Raw genomic sequence first — 1,923 nt, 5'->3', positions numbered from 1 at the left:
TCCTCATTGCAGCAGCCCAGGCACTGCCTCTGTTCTTCGGCATTGGAGGTTAAACGCAGCGTGAGATTGTGAGTATGTAGAACGTTAAAACACTGACAGTTATGGCAGATACAAAGCAAGAGCGTTTTCCGGATTATCCCATTTTCAAGGGACTGCAACGTCCATTGGAGTTCTTCGGGTTGCAGGGACGCTACATCTACTGGGCGGCAGCCACCGCAGGAGGAGCCGTTGCGGGTTTCATCCTCGGCTACTGCATCTTCGGTTTCGTGGCAGGACTCGTGCTGCTAGTCCTCGCCGTAGCTGTCGGTGGCGTTCTCATCGTCATGAAGCAGCGCAAGGGCTTGCACAGCAAGAAGAGTGACAACGGCATATTCATCTATGCCTATTCAAAGAAAGTGTAAAACAAAAAAGAGAATCCATTATGTCCAAGTGGAAAGCTATCAATGATTGTAAGTGAATGGAGGTGGGGGCATCACGCATGAGGGTGCGCCCGCCTTTTTGCGATTAAAAAAGAAAAAGAACAATGACCCTATACATCATACTCATATTCTCAGCCATCTGCGTGGGCATGGCCATCAGTGTCAAGGCATTCGGCACGGGAGGGAAGCGCAAGCGCATCTTCCAGGACATCTACTTCTCCATCGAGGAAGTGGATGGCATCGGCGTGCTCTATACCAAGACGGGCGAATACTCCGCTGTTCTGAAGATGGAGAACCCTGTGCAGAAGTATTCCGCCAACATCGAGGCCTACTATGAGTTCACCCACCTCTTCGCCGCCCTTGCCCAGACCTTGGGCGAAGGCTATGCGCTGCACAAGCAGGACGTGTTTGTGAGGAAGGCATTCAAGGAAGAGAACGGTGGAAATCATGAGTTCCTGAGCGAGAGTTACTTCCGCTATTTCAACGGCAGACCCTTTACCGACAGCGTCTGCTACCTCACCATCACACAGGAGAACAAGAAGAGCCGTCTGATGTCGTTCGACAACAAGAAATGGCGTGACTTCTTGGTGAAGATACGCAAGGTGCACGACCAGCTGAGGGATGCCGGCGTGAAGTCCCGATTCCTCGGCAAAACGGAAGCCTGCGAGTATGTGGACCGTTTCTTCTCCATGAACTTCCGTGACAAGGTGGTGTCGATGACCAACTTCAAGGTCGATGACGAGACCATCGGCATGGGGGACCGTAGCTGCAAGGTGTATAGCCTTGTGGATGTGGATTATGCCAACTTGCCGTCGGTCATCCGTCCCTACGCAAATATCGAGGTGAACAACACCAGTATGCCCGTTGATCTCGTGAGCATCGTCGATAGCGTGCCCGGAGCCGACTGCGTGGTGTTCAACCAGATGGTGTTCGTGCCCAACCAGAAGCGTGAGCTTGCCCTACTCGACAAGAAGAAAAACCGCCATGCCTCCATGCCCAACCCCAGCAACCTGATGGCTGTAGAGGACATCAAGCGTGTGCAGGAGGTGATAGCCCGTGAGAGCAAGCAGCTCGTCTATACCCACTACAACCTCGTGGTGGCAGTGAGCGGCGACACCGACATACAGAAATGCACCAACCATCTCGAAAACTCCTTCTCGCGCATGGGCATCCACATCAGCAAGCGGGCCTACAACCAGTTGGAGCTGTTCGTCAACTCTTTCCCCGGCAACTGCTATGCATGAATGCCGACTACGACCGATTCCTCACCCTCGGCGATGCCGCCACCTGTCTGATGTACAAGGAGCGCATCGTGCATAATGAGGACACCCCGCTGAAGATATACTATACCGACGCCAAGGTGTGCCCGTAGCCATCGACATCACAGGAAAGGAGGGAAAGGAGAAGCTGACCGACAACTCGAACTTTTTTTGTTTGGGTCCTTCGGGCAGCGGCAAGTCGTTCCACATGCATGTCATATGGACAAAAACGCATCGAAAAGAAC

1 protein-coding gene and 1 pseudogene are annotated in these 1,923 nt (G+C 52.9%); both read left to right on the top strand.

The window, feature by feature from the left end:
• The first annotated feature begins 101 nt into the window (after positions 1–101).
• On the top strand, positions 102–401 hold the full coding sequence (locus DXA05_RS26000) for a DUF4133 domain-containing protein (protein WP_005816074.1): 300 nt from the start codon (positions 102–104) through the stop codon (positions 399–401).
• A 122-nt stretch (positions 402–523) separates the two neighbouring features.
• Positions 524–1,923 (top strand): annotated as a pseudogene (locus DXA05_RS25995) (conjugal transfer protein TraG); the annotation flags it as partial.

It is taken from the genome of Bacteroides sp. AM54-2NS, from assembly GCF_003602935.1.
Lineage (GTDB): Bacteria > Bacteroidota > Bacteroidia > Bacteroidales > Bacteroidaceae > Bacteroides > Bacteroides xylanisolvens.
The sequence above is the reverse complement of the archived record's forward strand: the minus strand, read 5'-3'. Positions and strand labels throughout refer to the sequence as shown.

What these genes read in the sequence shown, in the direction of transcription:
- DXA05_RS26000 (WP_005816074.1), top strand. Translation starts at nt 102, where the DNA reads ATGGCAGATACAAAGCAAGAGCGTTTTCCGGATTATCCCATTTTCAAG.